Genomic DNA, 19,658 nt, shown 5'->3' on the forward strand with positions numbered 1-19,658 from the left:
ACCCGTGTTCAACAGCGGTTGCCCACTGCACGGCGGCAATACGCAATCGTTTACCTCGCCGGGCGCTATTATGCCAAAATCTCAAAAAAAAGGCCGGATATTCTCCGGCCTGAGGCAATTTATTTGTTCAGTGCGCCCTGCATCACCGCCACCAGCGCATCATTCTGCGACTGGGTCAGCACATGACCTTTAGGATCAATGAACTGTAGGCTGCTGCGGTTATCGAGATCACCGACCTGCAATTTATAATCGCCGTTCGGTAAGCCCGGATCTTTCGCACCAATGTCATCCCACGCGCCGCTGCCCGGCTGCTTGTAGGTGACGTTCAGACTGCCCTGCGAGCGATTGCTGTCGGTCACTTCCATGCCTGCGCGCTTCAGCGCCGCTGGCAGACGCTGCCAGGTCAGGTTGAACGGTGAACGCAGAATCAACAACGGCAAGCCAGTGTCATCAGCACCACTCTGAACGGCAATCTGGCCTACACCACGACCGGCTGCGGCATCCTGAGCTGCGGTATCGATCTTATCCATACCGGTGCTGAGGTCGTTCAACATCTGCGCGGTGTAGCGCTGGATTTGAACCGGCGTCGTCACCGTCTGACCTGACTGTTGCAGCTCAAGCAGACGCACCGTCAGCACCTGCTGATAGCCCTGATTCTGCACGCTGACCTGGTAACGGCCACGATACTGGTTGTCTTCATCCGCACGGTTCCACTGCACCCAATCGGTGGTCAGCTGCTGGGCAGCATCATCACGCTGGGCGATCGGGAATTTGTACGACTGCACCACGTTCACCACCTGAGACCAGATGGAGCCACGGCTGCTTTCCACTGCCAGAACACCGGTATTGCCGGTGAACTGCGCGCGTGTACCGTTCATCAGCGCCAGCGGCTGGGCAGGCGGACGGATATCCAGCTCTTTACCTACCGCGCCTTTGGCAACGGCATGCGGTACATCATAATCACCATTCTGCACAGGCAGAATCATTCCCGCCGGGGCTTTTAAATCATGCAGTTCAGGCGCCTGCAAGTAAGATTCATCACCACTGACCTGGCGCTTATAACGCTGATCGCTGGAACAAGCTGACAGCAGCATCAGGGTGGACAAACCCACCACAGTCGCCAGCGTCGAGCGCTTCACTGTATAACGCATTGATTCTCCCTAATTATCGCAGACCCGCTTTGATCAATGCCTGCGCCGTTTTGCTCTGACCGGCTTCGGTCAGCGGCGTCATTGGCAAACGCAGCGTGTCATCCGCGATTAATCCTAGTTGTTTCGCGGCCCATTTCACCGGGATAGGATTGGGTTCACAGAAAAGCGTCTGGTGCAGGTGCATCAGACGCTGATTCAGGCGACGCGCTTCGGCGAAGTTGCCCTGCTGCGCCAGTGCGCACAGTTCAACCATTTCACGAGCCGCAATGTTGGCCGTGACCGAAATAACGCCTTTACCGCCCAGTTGCATGAAGTCCAGCGCGGTGCCGTCATCGCCACTTACCAGAATGAATTCATCATCAACCAGCTCTTGGATCTGACTAACCCGCGATAAGTTCCCGGTTGCCTCTTTGATTCCGATAATATTTTTGATTTCGGCCAGACGCGCAACGGTTTCCGGCAGCATGTCGCAACCAGTTCGTGAAGGCACGTTATACAGCATCTGGGGCAGATCGGTGCTTTCCGCAATCGCTTTGAAGTGCTGGAACAAGCCTTCCTGCGTCGGACGGTTGTAATACGGGGTTACGGTCAGGCAACCCACCACACCGGTGCCGGTAAAGCGTTTGGTGAGCGAGATCCCTTCAGCGGTGGCATTTGCGCCGGTTCCGGCAATCACCGGAATACGGCCATCGGCCAGTTCGAGGGTCATCATCACCACATCGCCATGCTCTTCATGGCTGAGGGTGGCTGATTCGCCGGTGGTGCCAACAGAAACAATCGCCGCGGTGCCGCTGGCGACATGATAATCAATCAGTTTTTTCAAACTCGCGCGGCAGACATTGCCTTTGTCATTCATTGGCGTTACGAGCGCAACAATACTTCCGGTGAACATGGGCGATCCCCTCGACAAACAAGTGCTTCATGGTACGTTTTACGCTGTGGGAAAAGCAAGCGAGCCACGCCATTCCCGCGCTTGTCAGCAGTTTTTTTTATGTTTACCTTATGGTTATTAGCGAACACACAGGAAATGTCATTTTGTCGCAGCCACAGCCTCACCATCTGGTGATCACCGCATTGGGCGTTGATCGTCCGGGTATTGTGAATACCATCACCCGCCATGTCAGCAGCTGCGGCTGCAACATCGAAGACAGTCGCCTGGCGATGCTCGGTGATGAATTCACCTTTATTATGCTGCTCTCCGGAAGCTGGAATGCCATTACCCTGATTGAATCCACCCTGCCGATGAAAGGGGCTGAGCTGGAGTTGTTGATCGTGATGAAGCGCACCAATGCGCGCGCCACGCCACCAATGCCGGCCACCGTCTGGGTTCAGGTTGAAGTTCCGGATTCCCCGCATATCATCGAGCGGTTTACCGACCTGTTCGATAAACATCAAATGAACATTGCTGAATTGGTTTCGCGCATTCAACCGGCGCAGGATGGTGTACCGCCTACCCTGTATATTCAGATGACGGCGCACAGCGCTGAAGGCGCGCGTATCGAACCGGCGTTTAATCAACTCTGTCAGGAACTGCACGCCCAGGGTACGATTCGCTTATATAGCGTGGCGGATGATGCCGTACCGCACTGATGCGACCTCCGGGTTATTTCGTCACACACTCTGTCCGGATTGGATAAACAGTGTGCGGAAATAACCCTGACGGTAAACTCCACCTGGCACTTTTGGCCCTGATGGTGTATTACCCACAGCATGAAGAAAAAAATGGAGAGTTGTGATGAATCCACTGAAAGCCGGTGATACCGCACCGAAATTTAGCTTGCCCGATCAGGATGGCGAACAAGTAAATTTGGCCGACTTCCAGGGACAGCGCGTTCTGGTCTATTTCTACCCGAAAGCCATGACGCCGGGCTGCACCGTACAGGCCTGCGGCCTGCGCGACAACATGGATGAATTGAAAAAGGTCGGTGTGGAAGTGCTGGGTATCAGCACTGACAAACCGGAGAAGCTATCGCGTTTTGCCGAAAAAGAGCTGCTGAACTTTACGCTGCTGTCTGATGAAGACCATCAGGTATGCGAACAGTTTGGCGTCTGGGGTGAGAAAACCTTTATGGGTAAAACCTACGACGGCATTCACCGCATCAGCTTCCTGATTGATGGTAATGGCAAGGTGGAGAAGGTGTTCGACGATTTCAAAACGTCTAACCACCACGACATCGTGCTGGATTACCTCCAGTCAGCCTGATGAGCAACGGGTGCGTACCACGCACCCGTTTTCTTTAATTCACGATAGTTTCTTCCGGCCAGGCCCGAACCACCGCTTTGATTAACGTAGCAAGTGGGATGGCGAAGAACACGCCCCAGAAGCCCCACAACCCACCGAAAATCACGACCGACAGAATGATCACCAGCGGGTGCAGGTTGACCGCTTCCGAGAACAGAATCGGTACCAGGACGTTACCATCCAACCCCTGAATCACCAGATAAACCACAAACATGGTCCAGAAGTCGCTGCCCAGGCCCCACTGGAACAGCCCCACGCCAATGACCGGGATGGTCACCAGCATCGCACCGATATAAGGGATCAGGACCGATACCCCAACCAGCACCGCCAGCAGCAGCGCGTAGTTAAGGCCGAGCAGCAGAAACGCCAGCCAGCTCACCACGCCCACCGCCACCATCTCCAGCACTTTGCCGCGAATATAGTTGGTGATCTGTTGGTTCATCTCCTGCCACACCACGCCTGCCAGGCCACGGTTGCGCGGCAATACGCGACGCACCGCATTTAACATCTGCTCTTTATCCTTCAACAGGAAAAACACCATCAGCGGCACCAGCACCAGGTAAATCATCAACGTCATCAGCCCAACCAACGACGCCAGTGAATATTTCACCAGCGACTCACCTAGCCCGGTCAGGCGGCTGCGTAAGTTTTCAACCACGATGTCGATGATGCCCGCATCCACCAGTGCCGGATAACGCTTCGGCAGTCCGGCGGCAAACAGGTAAAGTTTGTTGAGCATATTGGGGAGATCGCGGGTGAGGTTGATGCCCTGCTGCCATGCGACGGGTGCAACAATCAACACCATCACCAGCACGATACCGCCGAACAGCACCAGCACGATGCTGGAAGCCCAGGTGCGGCTACATCCCACCCGCTCTAAACGGACTGTTGGCCACTCCAGCAGATACGCCAGCACCAGCGCCACCAACAGCGGGGCCAGCAAGCCACTAAAGAAGAAGAGGATAAGAAACGCCGCCAGCAAAATTGCCACCAGGCCAATTGCCTGGGGATCGCTAAAGCGACGTCTGTACCATTGAATAAGCAGAGCCAGCATACCTTTCCTTTCCCGTAACGGTGCGATTTATCGCGCAAACCCGTGCACTATACGGGAAAAATCTGCGCGATAAATCGCGCCGCTACAAATCCATAATGTCTCTTTAACGCGTAATACTACTGACCAGCGCATCCTGCCCGGCCAGCATCACACAATTTCGTCCGGCATTTTTCGCCTGATACAAGGCCGCATCGGCCTGTTTCAGGCTCTGCTCCTGTGAGCCGTTGTCCGGCTGCCACAGCGCGATACCCACCGAGATGGTGATATTCCCCACCGCATCAATCCAGCTATCAGCAATGCTTTGACGCAACCTTTCGGCAATGATTCTCGCCTCTTCCGGCGTAGTCCCCGGCAGCAACATCAAAAACTCTTCGCCGCCATTACGGCAAACCACATCGGTCTGACGAGCACTGCTTCGCAACGCCTGCGCCACTTTTTTGATCACCTCGTCACCCACGTCATGACCAAAGTTGTCGTTGACCCGTTTGAAGTGATCAATATCCAGCGCCAGCACTGTAAACGGCTGACGCATGGCAAGGAAGTAATCCAGCACCGCACCGAGGCCGCGTCGGTTAAGCAAATTTGTCATCGGATCCGTCTGGACTTCGGATTTCAGCCGTCCGATTTTATCCTGCACCAGACCGATACCGGTCAGCATCGCGCGTTTAACCTGCGCGGCTTCAAAGTACCAGGCGCGGATACCATTGATCTCACCGGACACGCTTTGGGTATCCATCTGGCTGGCCTTACGCGCCAATTGCCACAGCGGTAAGGCAATCAGACGCGAAAGAATGACTGCCGCCAGCAGGGTTAACAACGCAAAAGGCACCGAGTTTTTCAACACTTTCAACAACAGGCCGGAGAGCGGTGCCAGCGTCACGTCGGTCGGTTTCAGCGCTACCACCATCCAGCCGGTGGTAGGCACAATCGCATAACCGGCCAACTTCGATGTCTCTTCATCCATCAATTGCAATGAACCGTTAGTCCGATTCTGACGCTCCTGGTCACTGATAATCCCCGGTACCGTTTTACCAATCAGTTGACTGTTCTGGTGATACAGCACCTGGTCATTACGATCCAATACATAGACATGCGTGCCATCGCGATAAAACTGCTCGCCGAGTAACGCATTGAGAATACTTTTCTTTTTCAGATAAATCGTGCCGCCAATGTAGCCCAGATAGCGTCCATCGTTGCTCCAGATTGGCCAGGAAATAAACACAATCAGGTTATTCGCTACCGAAAGCGTCGGTTTACTGACCATAGGTTGGCGTTTCGCCAGGGCTTCACGCGATGCCTGACTGGTGAGATGCATACCTTTTAACATCATCGATTCCGGTGAAATGGCTTTCACTACGCCATCGGTATCGACTATCGCCACCGAGTTGAAGCTGTTGGTTTGCTCGCGCAGGCGATTCACCTCTTCCTGAGCCAGCTCAGAGTTATCAAAATCATTGCCCAGTTTTGTCGCGCTGTAGTGCAACTGTGATTCAGCCAGTTGAAAGAAGACTTCAGTGGTGGAAGCCAGTTTGGTGGCATAAGCGCGATTGGCTTCGAGGGTGCTTTCGATCAGGACCATGCGTTGCACCCGCCATGTTGCGTACAACGCATTAGCGAGCGTGATAACAATACTGGTGATCGCCAGCAGCATGATTAGCGTGCGCAGATCAGTTTTAGGCCAGATGCGCGTTAACATGGCGCACCCGCCATCAGGAGTCTGTTCATCATTGGTGTGCCTGGCAGTCTTGTTATTGTTGGACGTACTTACCCTGGTGAGGTAACGGAGAATTGTACACCCACAACCCAATTTGAGCACTAAGCATCCCGCCGACACCTCAATTCTTTTGCTTTTATCTGGCGCTAATTAGTCAATTAATCCGTTTATATCGTAAAAGGGAAACGGTCCGGGATAATCGTCAATCGCACAAAATTTCGCGATGGCTTTCGACTGGGTGCCCTAGTTAGCCCATTCCGACGTGCAGTTGTAGCAAATCGGGGTCAGCAGCCTGAGTCAACCCGCTGAAGAACGAACAAGATGACAGCAGCGCATGCTGCCGTCTGGGGAAAATTACAGCATCAGGAAGGCATAACCTTCGTTTTGCAGCGTCGCCACGGTGGTGCCGCTGGAGAGGGTATGCGTCACCATCGGGTCAATCCATTCACGCTCCAGTTGATGGAAAGCCACCGACTGATCGCAAATCGATACCTTGACCCCGGCTTTTTCCAGTTCGCTGATCAACTTCAGGTTAGGGTTATCCACGCCGTAGGCTTTGCGGAACTGTTCATTGTTCAGCGCTGCGGGGACTGCATCGCTATTGATCGACACCACAAAGTTCAGTTGCTCCAACGGCACACCGGCAGCGTAATAAAGATTCGTTACCCGTGCCACCCGCTCCAGCCCGAGATTTGGCTGGCGAATATCCCCCTCACTGCGGTTAATCTGGAACACGATTTTATTGCTCAAACCAGGCGTGCTGGCCGGATTGTATGCAGGCGTGTCAACAAAGTGGATCTTGCCGTAACCCGCGATTGCTGGCGTGCTCCAGAAATCGGCCGGTTCGGTTTTCTTATCCGCAAAGCGGTCGCTGAATTTATCGACCATATCGGGAATCTGGAGCACATTGCCGCCAACAAAACCGGCCAGTGCTGCCACAACAATGTATGTCGCTGGACGCATTTCACTTCTCCTCAACCATCATCAAAATGCCTGTTTACATTTGCAACCACGCATAACCCTGATTTTGCAGCGTCGACACCGTGGTCGGGCTGGAGAGCGCGTGAATCACCGATTTATCGATCCAGTCATTGGGATAATGATGAAACGCCACCGACTGATCGCACACCGACACCTTTACCCCTTGCTTGTTCAACTCCGCAATCAGCGGCAGATTGGGGTTATCGGTGCCATAAAATTGTTTGAAATGCGTGTTATCCAGCATCGCCGGGGTGGCATCTCCGGTGACCGATACCACAAAATGCAGCTGATCGGCCGGTACGCCCGAGGCGATGTAGAGATTAACCACCCTTGCTACGCGCTCAAGGCCGAGATTAGGCCGGGCAATATCACCTTCGTTTTTAGTGAGCTGAAAGACGATCTTGTTGCTCAGTCCAGGCACAGGTTTAAAAGCGGCATCGGCTTCGTAATGGATCTTGCCGTACCCTTCGATACCTGGGGTACTCCAGAAACCTTCCGGGTCCGCTGGTGGAGCAGAAAAGTGGTTCATTACACGTTGATAGATGTCATCGCTTCTGCTGACGACAGCACCGACAAAACCCCCAACAATCGCGATCAGGGCCCAGGAGACAGCAGTACGCATAGAGACACTCCGGCAGGCATGGAAAGTCCGTTTGAACAAAGTACGTTATCTATACCACACCAGGACAACGCCTAAAGCAGGCGGATTTACTGCCCGCGCACGGTTTACTTGCAGGAAAAATAATTAGCGAGACTAATTGAATAACAACCTTGATGGAGCCTGAGCGAGGAGTTGAAAAATAGCTGGTCGGAAGTTTTGCCGGTAACAGGCATTGTCATGACAAACACCGACTTAAAATATGGCCGTCTTAATGTACAGTGCCGCATTTAACCTTTTGCGGCATGATAAAGAATGTCGATGAATAAAATGGGCCAGTTCGGGCTTAGATAGCTTGTTTTTCAGAGAAAACCTGGAAAAACTTATGCCAGGTTCAATAATTTTGAGTAACTTTACCAATCTTTAATCTGAGCCAACCGAAAACAGCCTGCTGGCGTCCAGGTCGCTTTATTCAAATTTTTGCTGCTTTTATCAACAGGCAACAGCAACATTTTGCATTCATCACATCCCCCTGCTTTGCTTGCTTGTATGCTGCGGGTGGTTAAGATAAACAATCATCCCAACATTGGTAGCGGCGCGATTTATCGCGCGTCTTTCAAAACTGCGCGATAAATCGCGCCGCTACGAATGTGCGTTAACTGAATGGCTTTACAGAACATTTGCACCACTTAACGGTCCAATTTCCGGACACTTTTTACAGGATCAAGGCATGTTTAACCGGTTGAAAAAATCAGCGCTGGCAGCCCTTATTCCTGCGCTGCTTCTCACGCCAGTGCTGAGCGTCAGGGCTGACGTGAGCGACTCTCTGCCCGATATTGGCACCACAGCAGGCGCAACGCTGTCGATTAACCAGGAATTACAGATCGGTGATTTCTATGTACGACAGCTGCGGGCCAGTGCACCACTGATCAACGATCCGCTGTTAAATCAATATATCAATCAACTCGGACAGCGGCTGGTGGCGCACGCCGATTCGGTGCGTACACCGTTTCATTTTTATCTGATCCAGAATGATGAGCTGAACGCCTTCGCCTTCTTCGGTGGCAACGTGGTGCTGCACTCGGCGCTGTTCCGCTTTACCGATAATGAAAGCCAGCTGGCATCGGTGATGGCGCATGAAATTTCGCACGTCACCCAGCGCCATCTGGCGCGTGCGATGGAAGAGCAAAAACGCAATGCACCGCTGACCTGGGTCGGTGCGCTTGGCTCGATTCTGCTGGCTATTGCTAACCCGCAAGCGGGTATGGCCGGGTTAATGGGTACCCTCGCCGGAACCCAACAGGGTATGATCAGCTTTACGCAAGCGAATGAACAGGAGGCCGATCGCATCGGCATTCAGGTGTTGCAGCGTGCCGGGTTTGATCCCCAGGCGATGCCAAATTTCCTGCAAAAACTGGCTGACCAGAGCCGCTTCTCCTCCAAACCCCCGGAAATTCTGCTGACTCACCCCCTGCCCGATAGCCGCCTGGCGGATGCGCGCAACCGCGCGAACCAGATGCGACCGGTGGTGGTGCAATCATCGCAGGATTTTTATATGGCGAAGGTACGCGCACTTGGCATGTATTCCACCGGTCAAAACCAACTGACAGATGACCTGCTCGATCAATACGCCAAGGGTAATACCCGCGAACAGCAGGCTTCGCAATACGGCAAAGCGGTGCAGTTTTTACAGGCGAAAAGCTTTGAAAACGCGAAGAAAATCATCTCCCCGATGCTGACTAAACAACCGGATAATGTCTGGTTTCTCGATATCATGAGCGATATCGACATCGGTCTGAATCAGCCACAACAGGCCATCAAGATGTTGAGCAGCGCCAAGGGCAGCAACAGCAATCCGGTGATTCAGCTCAACCTCGCCAATGCCTATGTCGAAGCCAAACAACCGGCCAATGCCAGCCGTATTCTTCATCGTTATACCTGGTCGAATCCCAACGATCCTAACGGCTGGGATCTGCTGGCGCAGGCATCGGCAGCCCAGGGTTTACAGGATGAGGAGTTGTCGGCACGCGCGGAGGGCCTGGCGTTAAATGGTCAGATGGATCAGGCGATCAGAGCGCTTAGCAGCGCCAGCGCCCAGGTACCGCTCGGTAGCCTGAAACAGGCGCGTTATGACGCGCGCATTGATCAATTCAGAGAGCTGCAAAAACGCTTCCAACAGTATCAAAAAGGATCTTAATCATGGTGACCATTTATCATAATCCACGTTGCAGCAAGAGCCGCGAGACGCTGGCGCTGCTGCAACAGCAGGGAGTGCAGCCGGACGTGGTGCTGTATCTGGAAACACCGCCTGATGCGCAAACGCTGAAAGCGTTGCTGAAAAAACTGGGTATGACGAGTGCACGCGAGCTGATGCGCCGCAAAGAAGATCAGTATAAATCGCTGGGGTTAGCTGAACCCGGTCTTAGCGAGGATCAGCTGATCCAGGCGCTGGTTGAGCATCCCAAACTGATCGAGCGCCCGATTGTGATCAACGGTGAACAGGCGTGCCTTGGCCGCCCGCCCGAAGCGGTGCTGGAGATTATTTAAAGCCCCAGCGCTTCTTTAACAAAGGGAATGGTGAGTTTACGCTGCGCGCTGATGGAGGCGCGATCCAGTCGATCCAGGGTTTCAAACAAAGTACGCATTTCGCGGTCGAGGCGTTTCAACAGGAAACGCCCGACATCCTCCGGCAATTCAAAGCCGCGGATCCCGGCACGCAATTGCATCGCCTGCAACTTGTCGTCATCCGACAATGGCTGTAAACGGTAAATCTGGCCCCAGTCGAGACGTGATGCCAGATCCGGCAACCCGAGATTGAGCTGGCGCGGCGGGCGATCGCCGGTGATCAACAGACGGGTTTTGCCGATTTCCAGAATGCGGTTATAGAGATCAAAGATCGCCATCTCCCACTCGGCGTCCCCGGCGATGCACTCGATATTATCGATGCACACCAGTGCCAGATGCTCCATCCCTTCCAGCACTTCCGGTACGAACCAGGTGCGTTTGTCCAGTGGGACATAGCCGACCGCTTCACCGCGTGCCGACATTTCGGCACAAGCAGCGTGCAGCAGATGGCTGCGGCCACCACCTTCGCGCGACCAGAAATAGAGATAGCTGCCGTGTTGTTGCACCAGCGCACCCTGAAGTGCGGCTAACAGGGACGGATTTTCCCCAGGCCAAAAGCTGGCAAAGGTTTCGTCATCAGGTAAGTAAAGTGGCAGTGAAAGCTGTGCCGGCGTGTTCAGAAGCACCTCAGCGTATGAACGGGCAGAAAACGGGGCAAGTCTATCACGATCCTTGCCAGAGATGAACCGGGCTTCCCTGCCCGGCAAACGCGCTTAGGGTTCGCGTTGCTCTTCAGCATCCAGAACCACTTCTTCCGGACGTAACAAGCTGATTACGCGGAAGATCAGGCTGAGTGCCACGCCAACAATGGTCGCCAGCGCCATACCTTTCAGCTCGGCGGCACCGATATGCACTTTGGCACCGCTGACGCCGATGATCAGGATTACCGAAGTGAGGATCAGATTCTGCGCTTTGTTGTAATCCACTTTGGATTCAATCAGCACACGAATACCTGAAGCACCGATCACCCCGTACAGCAGCAGTGACACGCCACCCATCACTGGCACCGGAATCGCCTGAATCGCGGCGGCCAGTTTGCCGACGCAGGAGAGCAGAATCGCCAGGATTGCCGCCCCGCCGATCACCCAGGTGCTGTAGACACGGGTGATCGCCATGACGCCGATGTTCTCACCGTAGGTGGTGTTGGGGGTTGAACCAAAGAAACCGGAGATCATGGTGGAAAGGCCGTTGGCGAACATGGAACGATGCAGGCCCGGATCGCGGATCAGATCTTTTTTCACGATATTCGCCGTCACCACCAGGTGACCAACGTGCTCGGCGATTACCACCAGCGCCGCAGGCAGAATGGTCAACATCGCCGCCCACTCAAAACGTGGCGTATAGAACGTCGGCAGTGCAAACCACGGCGCATTCTCAACCGACGCCCAGTTTACGATGCCCATAAAAGAAGAAAGCGCGTAGCCAACCAGCACACCAATCAGAATCGGGATAATGGCAAAGAAGCCACGGAACAGCACGGAGCCAAACACGGTAACACCCAGCGTCACCAGCGAAATAAACACGGTGGTGCCATCAGGTGAGGTGCCCTCAGCAGGCAGCAGACCAGCCATATTGGCCGCCACGCCCGCCAGCTCAAGGCCGATCACCGCCACAATCGCACCCATTGCCGCAGGCGGGAACATCACGTCCAGCCAGCCGGTGCCCGCCTTTTTCACTATCAGGGCAACAACACAGAACAGGAAACCGCAGAGGATGAAGCCGCCCAGCGCGACTTCATAGCCCAACGGTAACAGCAGCAGCACCGGAGAAATAAAGGCGAAGCTGGAGCCGAGATAAGCCGGGATTTTCCCTTTACAGATGAAGAGATACAGCAGCGTCCCTACCCCGTTAAACAGCAGCACCGTGGCCGGGTTGATGTGAAACAAAATCGGCACCAGCACGGTTGCGCCAAACATGGCGAACAGATGTTGCAGACTGAGTGGAATGGTTTTGAGTAGCGGCGGTCGTTCGCTAACGCCGATGGCGCGACGAGTCATTCAGTGATCCCCTTGAGTTGTGTGGTGCATTTTTGCCAAAAAAAAGCCGACTCTCTGGCCGGCTGCTTTATTTATTTGGTTCCGAAAATCTTGTCGCCGGCATCGCCGAGACCAGGAATAATGTATCCCTTCTCGTTCAGGCCTTTGTCGATTGAAGCGGTATAGAGTTCAACATCCGGATGCGCTTTTTCCAGCGCGGCAATACCTTCCGGTGCCGCCACCAGCACCAGCACCTTGATGCTGTTACAACCGGCTTTTTTCAGCAGGTCGATAGTCGCGATCATCGAGCCGCCGGTTGCCAGCATTGGATCCACCACCAGCGCCATGCGCTCTTCGATGTTGGAAACCAGTTTCTGGAAGTACGGTACCGGCTCCAGCGTCTCTTCATCACGGTAAACGCCGACCACGCTGATACGCGCGCTCGGTACGTGTTCCAGCACGCCTTCCATCATGCCCAGACCGGCACGCAGAATCGGTACGACGGTAATTTTTTTGCCTTTGATTTGTTCGATTTCTACCGGGCCATTCCAGCCTTCAATCGTAACGCGCTCGGTTGCCAGGTCGGCAGTGGCTTCATAAGTCAGCAGGCTGCCAACTTCTGACGCCAGTTCGCGGAAGCGTTTAGTACTGACATCATGCTCACGCATCAGGCCCAGTTTATGTTTGACCAGCGGGTGTTTGACTTCCACGATCTTCATGATTGTTCTCCCGGAATTGAGTTGAGCTAAAAAAAAATCGCGGGATTATACCGCCTTTTTCCTGCTACGCCATATGTCATTGGTCAATACAACGCCTTCCAGCATCTGAGATTAAGGATTAGCGAAAAAGCGATGCCGTGCAAAGTGGGCGTGAGATGGGACTCGCAAACGTTTGCCTGCGCTGGTAGAATTACGCCGCTTTATTTTAACCACCAACCGCAACTCGCGTGGGGATTCCGCAGTGACCGACAAGACCTCTCTCAGCTACAAAGACGCCGGTGTTGATATTGACGCAGGTAACGCTCTGGTTGACCGCATTAAAGGCGTAGTGAAAAAGACCCGCCGCCCGGAAGTGATGGGTGGACTGGGGGGCTTTGGCGCGCTTTGTGCGCTGCCGCAGAAATACCGCGAGCCAGTGCTGGTCTCCGGCACCGACGGCGTCGGCACCAAGCTGCGTCTGGCGATGGATCTTAAGCGCCATGACAGCATCGGTATCGATCTGGTGGCGATGTGCGTGAACGATCTGGTGGTGCAAGGCGCTGAGCCGCTGTTCTTCCTCGACTACTATGCCACCGGCAAACTGGATGTCGACACCGCTTCCTCGGTGATCACCGGTATCGCTGAAGGTTGTTTGCAATCAGGCTGTGCGCTGGTTGGCGGTGAAACCGCAGAGATGCCTGGCATGTATCACGGCGAAGATTACGACGTGGCGGGTTTCTGCGTCGGCGTGGTGGAAAAATCAGAGATCATCGACGGCTCGAAAGTGCAGGATGGCGATGTTCTGATCGCGCTGGGTTCCAGTGGCCCGCACTCTAACGGTTACTCGCTGGTACGTAAGATCCTGGAAGTCAGCCAGACTAACCCGGAAACCAAACAGCTGGAAGGCAAACCGCTAGCCGATCATCTGCTGGCACCGACCCGCATTTACGTGAAAAACATCCTGAGCCTGATCGAACAGGTTGATGTGCACGCCATTGCGCACCTGACCGGTGGTGGCTTCTGGGAAAACATTCCGCGCGTACTGCCGGATAACACTCAGGCGGTGCTGGAAGAAAGCAGCTGGCAGTGGCCGGCAGTGTTCAACTGGTTGCAGCAGGCTGGTAATGTTAGCCGTCACGAAATGTACCGCACCTTTAACTGTGGCGTGGGCATGGTGATTGCGCTGAGCGCAGCCGAAGCTGATAAAGCGGTACAGCTGATGACTGACGCAGGTGAGCAGGCGTGGAAGATTGGTGTGATCAAAGCGTCTGATTCTGAAGAGCGTGTGGTTATCAACCCATGAAAAAACTGGTTGTACTGATCTCCGGCAACGGCAGCAATCTTCAGTCCATCCTTGACGCCTGCGCAAGCGGGCGTATTAACGGCAGCGTGGCTGCCGTTTTCAGTAATAAATCCTCGGCGCTGGGGTTAACCCGTGCGCAGGAAGCCGGTGTGCCGACTCATGCGCTGGCTGCCAGTCAATTCGCTGACCGTGACGCCTTTGATCGCCAGCTGATGCAGGAGATTGATGCTTACGCCCCTGACTTGGTGGTGCTGGCGGGATATATGCGTATCCTCAGCCAGGCATTTGTCGCGCATTATCATGACCGTCTGGTCAATATCCACCCTTCCCTGTTGCCAAAATATCCCGGCCTGCATACCCATCGTCAGGCACTGGAGAATGGCGACGCAGAGCATGGTACTTCGGTGCATTTCGTCACCGATGAACTGGATGGCGGGCCGATTATTTTACAGGCGCGCGTACCGGTGTTTGCCGATGATACGGAAGAGGATGTTACCGCCCGCGTGCAGCACCAGGAACACGCCATCTATCCGCTGGTGATTAGCTGGTTTGTGGAAGGACGTTTGCAGATGCGCGAGGGTGCGGCCTGGCTGGATGATCAACCGCTGCCACCGCAGGGCTACGCTCACGATTGATCTCAGATTCAATACTGACTTCGCGCGATAAATCGCGCCGCTACCGTATTTGCAACCCTCCGTAGCGGCGCGATTTATCGCGCTTGTTCTTTGTATTTTCCTCAACCAAATCGACCGGTAATGTAATCTTCCGTACGCCGCGCTTGCGGTGAAGTGAAGATCCGATCCGTCTCATCAAACTCCACCAACTGCCCGTTATGCATAAACGCGGTGTAATCGGACACGCGCGCCGCCTGCTGCATGTTGTGCGTTACCAGCACCAGCGTGAAATGCTGCTTGAGCGTCGTCATTAATTCTTCAATCACCAGCGTGGAGATGGGATCGAGCGCGGAAGTTGGCTCGTCCAGCAATAAGACTTCCGGTTCAATGGCGATCGCGCGTGCAATCACCAACCGTTGCTGTTGACCGGTCGAGAGGGTTAACGCGTTTTGCCCCAGCTGATCTTTCACTTCACTCCATAACGCCGCCGCGCGTAGCGCACGTTCGCAGGCTTCATTCAATATCCGGCGGTCACGCACCCCTTGCAAACGCAGGCCATACACCACGTTTTCATAAATTGATTTGGGGAACGGGTTAGGTCGCTGAAACACCATGCCGACACGGCGACGCAGTGCAGCCAGATCCTGCTCCGGTTGCATAATGGCATGCTGCCCCAGCCAAATCTCCCCTTCCATGCGGCTACCATCAATCACATCATTCATGCGATTAAAACAACGCAGCAACGTCGATTTGCCACAGCCGGAAGGGCCGATCAGCGCCGTGATATGGTTCTTCGGCAGTTGCAGGTCAATGTTATTCAGCGCCTGGCGCTCGCCATACCACAGCGAAAGCTGATTAACCTTGAGGGCAATGTCGTAATCAGGGGTCATGTGGAGAACCTTTTAATGCGTCATAAGCCGGTAACGCTCACGCAGGCGGTGGCGCAACACCATCGCCAGCAGGTTGAGCGACAGGATAATTACCACCAGCAACAGGGCGGTGGCATAAACCAGCGGGCGGTCAGCGTCGATATTCGGGCTTTGAAATGCCAGATCGTAAATCTGAAAACCGAGGTGCATAAACTTGCGGTCAAGATGTAAATACGGAAATACCGCGTCCACCGGGAGTTCCGGCACCATCTTCACCACGCCAACCAGCATCAATGGGGCGGTTTCCCCGGCCGCACGCGCGACCGCCAGAATCAAACCGGTCAACATCGCTGGCACTGCCAGTGGCAACACCACGCGCCACAGGGTTTCCGCCTGAGTGGCTCCCAGCGCCAGCGATCCCTGTCGCAGGCTGTCCGGAATGCGTGATAATCCTTCCTCGGTGGCGACGATCACCACCGGCAACGTCAGCAACGCCAGCGTCAGCGCCGCCCATAACAAACCCGGGGTGCCAAATGTCGGGTTTGGCAGTGCGCGTGAGTAAAACAATTGGTCGATAGTGCCGCCAATCAGCCAGACAAAAAAGCCAAGGCCAAACACGCCGTACACAATCGATGGCACACCCGCCAGATTGACCACCGCAATTCGTACCAGCCGGGTCAGAGCATTACGTCCAGCATATTCATGCAGCCAGAGTGCCGCCACCACGCCAAGCGGCATAACGATGACCGACATCAGCAGTACCATCAGCACGGTGCCAAAAATTGCCGGTAGCGCGCCACTTTCGCTTTCGCCCGCCGCCGGATTATTGCTGACGAATTGCCACACCTGGCTGAAGAAATGCTGCACTTTCTGTCCGAAGCTCATGCTATTCGGGTACCAGGCCGCGACAATTTGCGCCAACGGAATCACATGCTCCTGCCCCTGCACATCGCGCAGCACCAGCACATCCCGCTGGCTTTCACTTTGCAGCTGGCTCAGTTTATTAGCCAGGGCACTAAAACGCCGTTGCAGCGCGGTGCTGTTGGCATCGTATTCAGATTGCCGCCGCGCACTGAACACCCCTTTGCGTTGCTGCTCTTCCGCCTGTTGTTGCAGGTTTTCCAACTGGGCATTGAGACGCGCCATATCAATACGCCGGATCTGGCTCGCCTGACGAAGCTGCTCATGTGCCGCTTTTAAACGTTGATGCAGCAGCGCATCGCGATCGCGCGCCGTCAGCACTTCATTATTTTCACGCAATTCGATAAACCAGCCGTAAGCATTCCCGCCGCTGCGCCGCTGCAACACCATCACATCCGGCGGCTGACGAATTTCGGCCTGGTTTTGGCTGTCAATGACGCGGAAATCAGGCGGAGCAAAATCACGATTACCGGTTTTCACCACATAACGCCAGCCGCTGCCATGCTGCTGGCGCTGCACTGTCTCGCCCAGCAGCTTCACCGGTTCACCATCGGGTGGCTGGAACTGATATTGATCGACTGGCTGGGGCCAGAAGGCGCGCATACCCTGCCAGGCCAGCAGCCCAATCAGCAAGGTAAATGCCAACAGGCAGACGGCCACCGCACCGGCGGTCAGCCAGCGCCAGCGATCATTTTGGCGCATCGCCTTCATCCCTGCCCCTCATGCTGGCTGAAACGCTGGCGCAGACGCTGACGAATGACCTCCGCCACCGTGTTAATAATCAGGGTAAAAATCAGCAGAATCAGCGCGCTAAGGAACAAGATACGATAATGGGCGCTCCCTGCTGCCGCCTCCGGCATCTCAATGGCGATATTGGCTGACAACGCGCGCAGCCCGGCAAACAAGCCACCTTCGCTCACCGGCGTATTGCCGGTCGCCATCAGGACGATCATGGTTTCACCCAACGCCCGACCAAAACCGATCATCAATGCGGCAAAAATACCCGCTGAAGCCCCCGGCAGCACCACCCGCGTCAGGGTTTGCCACGGTGTCGCCCCCAATGCCAGCGACCCTTGCCCCAGTGAGAGCGGCACACTGAACAAGGCATCTTCCGCTAAGGTAAAGATCAGCGGTACCAGCGCAAATCCCATCGCCAGCGCGGCCACCAGCAGGTTGCGTTGCTCATAATGGGCCAGACGCTCCCCGATATTTGGCCAGATATAAGTGGGTAGCCACAGCGTGAACAGGGTGACGGCCAGCAATATCGGCAGCAATAACAACACTTCGTAGCCCGGCTGACGCCAGCGTGCGGGCAGACGCGGGCTTAACAGGCCACATAACAGCAAGGTCGCTGCCAGCACCAGTGGCAGTAACAGCACGCCAATCAACGCATTGCTGATGTGCGGTGCCAGCCAGATCCCGGCAATCAAACCGATGACCACGCTCGGCAGAGCCCCCATCATCTCAATGCCCGGCTTGACCCAACGACGCAAACCCGGCGTCATAAACCATGCGGTATACATCGCCGCTGCCAGCGCCAGCGGCGTAGCAAACAGCAGCGCCAGGCTGGCCGCTTTCAACGTGCCAATCACCAGCGGCATCAGACTAAATTTCGCCTGATAGCTGTCCCCTGCGGCGGTGGATTGCCACACCCAATCGGGCTGCGGGTAGTTTTCGTACCAGATTTTTTGCCACAAATTACGCCAACTAAAATCCGGCCAGGGATCGTCGAGGCGCAGACGCTGCCATTGCCCTGCCCGCTCCAGCAGCAGCGTGTCACCGCGTGGAGAGAACGCAGCCGCCTGAACGCCGGGAGCCAGTTTGCGGGTGACAATCGGTCCCGGCTGTTTGCTGGCAAACAAGCTAACCTCGCCTGCCGCATTCAGGGTGGCGAATACGCGGCGCTGGGACTCAGTGACAATTAAGCTCGCGCCCGCGCTGGCATTGAAGGTGCGTATTTCCTGTAAACGCGGCCCCTGCGGCCCGGCAATGGCAAACCACTGGCTGACGCCGCGCGTATCCTGAATCAATAAGGTACGCCCCCCAGCCAACAGATGCAGGCTTTGCGGTTTCTCCGTCAGGGTTTGCGTTTCGCGCAATTGCGCACCCTCCGCGCTGACTTGCCAGACGCGCAACAGGCGGCCTTCGCTGGTATACAGCACGCTGCCATCGGGTGAGAGCAACAGGCGATCGGCCTGCTGCTGCGGCAGAAGAATTTGACCAACGCGGTTTGAGTTATCCAGTGTCAGGAGAACAATTCCGGCAGCGGTTTGCGCTGCAATCCGCCATTGGTTGTCCGTGAGCGTAGCCAGCGCCATGTGCGACACCGCCCCCTGGGGAAGATGTAACGGACGATCGCCGAGTGGAAAGCGCCATTCGCCGTTAACCGGCTGCATCAGCAGTAGATCGCCCTGCATATTTAGCAGCAGGCTGTGATGATCGGCGCTCTGCGCTACCCCATCCGGTTTGCCCTGCAACGCCAGCGCAGGTCCGGCAGGTTGTCCATCCAGCGGAATAAAACGTGCTTCGTTACGGCTGATACGCCAACCAAGCGGCCCATCACTGCCCATCGCCAACACTGGGGCTTTGTCCCACAGCTGTTGACTGGCAACCACCTGCACACCTGGCGTGCTAAAAAGGGGTAATACGACCCAGATTAACCAGAAGAACAGCAGTAACATCAATAGCAGAATTCCCACACCGCAAGCGGTGACGATACGCTTAACCCACCGGTCAATGGCACGGCGGCGGTTATCGCTAAAGTGGACGGGAATGCTTGTTATGCTCATGCAGATCAGGGTTAGGCTCGTAGACAAGCCGCTATGTTGCCCGTAGCTGATTGATAAGACAACTGTTGGCGTTGGACAAGCCTGCCATACTCTCGCCATAATGGTGAGGGAGACTGTGCGAAA

Annotated in this window: 18 protein-coding genes; 6 read left to right on the forward strand and 12 right to left on the reverse strand. The window is 55.1% G+C overall.

Annotated features, from left to right (window positions below; all coding sequences use genetic code 11):
• Window positions 1-119: 119 nt before the first annotated feature.
• Both bamC and dapA read right to left on the reverse strand, forming a co-directional pair.
• Window positions 120-1,151 (reverse strand): outer membrane protein assembly factor BamC, encoded by a 1,032-nt coding sequence (bamC, locus tag AC6I8N_RS14805; RefSeq protein ID WP_021184304.1) that lies wholly within the window; start codon window positions 1,149-1,151, stop codon window positions 120-122.
• A gap of 13 nt (window positions 1,152-1,164) precedes the next feature.
• The gene (gene dapA, locus AC6I8N_RS14810; protein ID WP_013510033.1) at window positions 1,165-2,043 is read right to left on the reverse strand and encodes a 4-hydroxy-tetrahydrodipicolinate synthase; all 879 of its coding nucleotides are present in this window, start codon (window positions 2,041-2,043) and stop codon (window positions 1,165-1,167) included.
• Between the two features lie 143 nt (window positions 2,044-2,186).
• Between dapA and AC6I8N_RS14815 the strand changes: the two genes are divergently transcribed.
• Entirely contained in the window at window positions 2,187-2,741 is a 555-nt protein-coding gene (locus AC6I8N_RS14815) for a glycine cleavage system transcriptional repressor (RefSeq protein ID WP_021184305.1), read from the forward strand.
• Between the two features lie 145 nt (window positions 2,742-2,886).
• Window positions 2,887-3,354, forward strand: coding sequence for a thioredoxin-dependent thiol peroxidase (gene bcp, locus AC6I8N_RS14820; protein ID WP_021184306.1), 468 nt, complete (start codon window positions 2,887-2,889; stop codon window positions 3,352-3,354).
• A gap of 34 nt (window positions 3,355-3,388) precedes the next feature.
• Here bcp and AC6I8N_RS14825 read toward each other — a convergent pair whose 3' ends face one another.
• The 4 genes from AC6I8N_RS14825 to AC6I8N_RS14840 form a co-directional block, all read right to left on the reverse strand.
• Window positions 3,389-4,447: an AI-2E family transporter gene (locus tag AC6I8N_RS14825; RefSeq protein WP_021184307.1), complete on the reverse strand. Its 1,059-nt coding sequence runs from the start codon at window positions 4,445-4,447 to the stop codon at window positions 3,389-3,391.
• A 103-nt stretch (window positions 4,448-4,550) separates the two neighbouring features.
• On the reverse strand, window positions 4,551-6,143 hold the full coding sequence (locus AC6I8N_RS14830) for a sensor domain-containing diguanylate cyclase (RefSeq protein WP_497829373.1): 1,593 nt from the start codon (window positions 6,141-6,143) through the stop codon (window positions 4,551-4,553).
• A gap of 372 nt (window positions 6,144-6,515) precedes the next feature.
• Window positions 6,516-7,124, reverse strand: a complete 609-nt coding sequence (locus AC6I8N_RS14835) for a DsrE family protein (protein WP_021184315.1) — start codon at window positions 7,122-7,124, stop codon at window positions 6,516-6,518.
• Window positions 7,125-7,158: 34 nt separating this feature from the next.
• A complete protein-coding gene (locus tag AC6I8N_RS14840; protein ID WP_036626447.1) occupies window positions 7,159-7,764 on the reverse strand; it encodes a DsrE family protein in 606 nt (201 codons plus the stop codon).
• Between the two features lie 706 nt (window positions 7,765-8,470).
• Here AC6I8N_RS14840 and bepA point away from each other — a divergent pair.
• Together bepA and arsC are read left to right on the forward strand one after the other, a co-directional pair.
• Window positions 8,471-9,937, forward strand: coding sequence for a beta-barrel assembly-enhancing protease (gene bepA / locus AC6I8N_RS14845; RefSeq protein WP_021184319.1), 1,467 nt, complete (start codon window positions 8,471-8,473; stop codon window positions 9,935-9,937).
• 2 nt (window positions 9,938-9,939) lie between these two features.
• The gene (arsC, locus tag AC6I8N_RS14850) at window positions 9,940-10,287 is read left to right on the forward strand and encodes an arsenate reductase (glutaredoxin) (RefSeq protein ID WP_497829374.1); all 348 of its coding nucleotides are present in this window, start codon (window positions 9,940-9,942) and stop codon (window positions 10,285-10,287) included.
• On the opposite strand, the gene hda is transcribed toward arsC, so the two are convergent.
• From hda to upp, 3 genes are all read right to left on the reverse strand, one after another.
• Complete coding sequence (gene hda / locus AC6I8N_RS14855) at window positions 10,284-10,991, reverse strand: DnaA inactivator Hda (RefSeq protein ID WP_021184321.1); 708 nt, start codon at window positions 10,989-10,991, stop codon at window positions 10,284-10,286. The genes arsC and hda overlap by 4 nt on opposite strands.
• An 87-nt stretch (window positions 10,992-11,078) precedes the next feature.
• Complete coding sequence (gene uraA / locus AC6I8N_RS14860) at window positions 11,079-12,362, reverse strand: uracil permease (RefSeq protein ID WP_208723836.1); 1,284 nt, start codon at window positions 12,360-12,362, stop codon at window positions 11,079-11,081.
• A gap of 71 nt (window positions 12,363-12,433) precedes the next feature.
• Complete coding sequence (upp, locus tag AC6I8N_RS14865; RefSeq protein WP_021184323.1) at window positions 12,434-13,060, reverse strand: uracil phosphoribosyltransferase; 627 nt, start codon at window positions 13,058-13,060, stop codon at window positions 12,434-12,436.
• A gap of 241 nt (window positions 13,061-13,301) precedes the next feature.
• On the opposite strand from upp, the gene purM reads away from it, so the two are divergent.
• On the forward strand, window positions 13,302-14,342 hold the full coding sequence (purM, locus tag AC6I8N_RS14870) for a phosphoribosylformylglycinamidine cyclo-ligase (RefSeq protein ID WP_013510051.1): 1,041 nt from the start codon (window positions 13,302-13,304) through the stop codon (window positions 14,340-14,342).
• On the forward strand, window positions 14,339-14,977 hold the full coding sequence (purN, locus tag AC6I8N_RS14875; RefSeq protein ID WP_021184325.1) for a phosphoribosylglycinamide formyltransferase: 639 nt from the start codon (window positions 14,339-14,341) through the stop codon (window positions 14,975-14,977). The genes purM and purN overlap by 4 nt, the downstream gene beginning before the upstream one ends.
• 101 nt (window positions 14,978-15,078) lie before the next feature.
• On the opposite strand, the gene pstB is transcribed toward purN, so the two are convergent.
• Genes pstB through AC6I8N_RS14890 form a run of 3 tightly spaced genes read right to left on the reverse strand, consistent with a single transcriptional unit; the run spans window position 15,079 to window position 19,535 of the window.
• A complete protein-coding gene (pstB, locus tag AC6I8N_RS14880) occupies window positions 15,079-15,846 on the reverse strand; it encodes a phosphate ABC transporter ATP-binding protein PstB (protein WP_208723832.1) in 768 nt (255 codons plus the stop codon).
• A gap of 12 nt (window positions 15,847-15,858) precedes the next feature.
• The gene (gene pstA / locus AC6I8N_RS14885; RefSeq protein WP_497829375.1) at window positions 15,859-17,457 is read right to left on the reverse strand and encodes a phosphate ABC transporter permease PstA; all 1,599 of its coding nucleotides are present in this window, start codon (window positions 17,455-17,457) and stop codon (window positions 15,859-15,861) included.
• Entirely contained in the window at window positions 17,454-19,535 is a 2,082-nt protein-coding gene (locus AC6I8N_RS14890) for an ABC transporter permease subunit (RefSeq protein WP_497829376.1), read from the reverse strand. The genes pstA and AC6I8N_RS14890 overlap by 4 nt, the downstream gene beginning before the upstream one ends.
• Between the last annotated feature and the right edge of the window lie 123 nt (window positions 19,536-19,658).

Source organism: Pantoea sp. X-Soil-TKNS-1279, assembly GCF_059730565.1.